We start from the raw sequence: 938 nt of genomic DNA, 5'->3' as shown, positions 1-938 counted from the left end.
CGACGTGCGCGCGGTGGACACGTCCCTGCTGCGGGAGGCGCTTCGCGCGCAGGGAGCGAACGTATGACGGGCGTGCCGTACGCGACGGCCCTCGCGGGGGACGTGCCGTACGTGGTGGAGCGGCGCGTGCTGGCGGGCGTGCCCTGCCTCGTGGAGCGCCCGCTGGGCGAGGCGTCGGCGCTCGTGGTGGTGTATCACGGCGTGACCGCGTCGAAGGAGGGCAACCTCGGGGTGTTCACGTCCCTGGTGGGGAGCGGCGTGGCGGTGGTGCTGCCCGACAGCGCCGGGCACGGCGAGCGGCGCGAGCCTCACCTGTCGGCGGAGGTGCTGGGCTACCGGAACTTCCTGCGGGTGTGCGCGGCGCGCACGGCGCTGGAGGCGCCCGGCGTGATCGAGGCGGCGCGCGAGGCCTTCGGGCTCGTCCCGACGGGCGTGATCGGCATCTCGATGGGCGGCTACACGGCGCACGTGCTCGCGCAGCGCGAGCGGCGCGTGGAGGCCGTCGCGGTGATCTCCAGCGGCGGCGTGTGGGACGAGCCAGAAGTGACGGTGCCCTTCGCGCGGCATTTCATCGAGACGCACCGTCCCGTGGAGCACGCGCGGCTCGCGCCGCCCGCGAGCGTGCTGCTGCTGCACGGTGACCGGGATCCCGTCTTTCCCCTGACGGACTTCGACGCGACCCTCGCCGCGTACCGCGCGGCGTACGACGAGGCGGGCAGTCCCGAGAAGCTGGAGGCGCGCGTGTTCGAGGGCGTGGAGCACTACACGAGTCCCGGCATGCGGGACGCGGCGGTGTCGTTCATGCGCCGCGCCCTGCTGGGCGAGGACCCGGAGGTGGCCGCGTGAGGCTGCTGCTCGTCCCGCCCGACGTGCGCCCGCAGACGATGGCGCATCCCATCCAGCTCGCGCGTGTCGCGGGCGCGGAGGTGCGCGTGCCG

The 938-nt window shown here is 74.5% G+C and carries 1 protein-coding gene; it reads left to right on the top strand.

The features are described from left to right. Positions 1–63: 63 nt before the first annotated feature. Complete coding sequence (locus DEIPI_RS0104410; RefSeq protein WP_027480979.1) at positions 64–846, top strand: alpha/beta hydrolase family protein; 783 nt, start codon at positions 64–66, stop codon at positions 844–846. The last annotated feature ends 92 nt before the right edge of the window (positions 847–938 follow it).

The organism is Deinococcus pimensis DSM 21231, assembly GCF_000519345.1.
Lineage (GTDB): Bacteria > Deinococcota > Deinococci > Deinococcales > Deinococcaceae > Deinococcus_A > Deinococcus_A pimensis.
The sequence above is the reverse complement of the archived record's forward strand: the minus strand, read 5'-3'. Positions and strand labels throughout refer to the sequence as shown.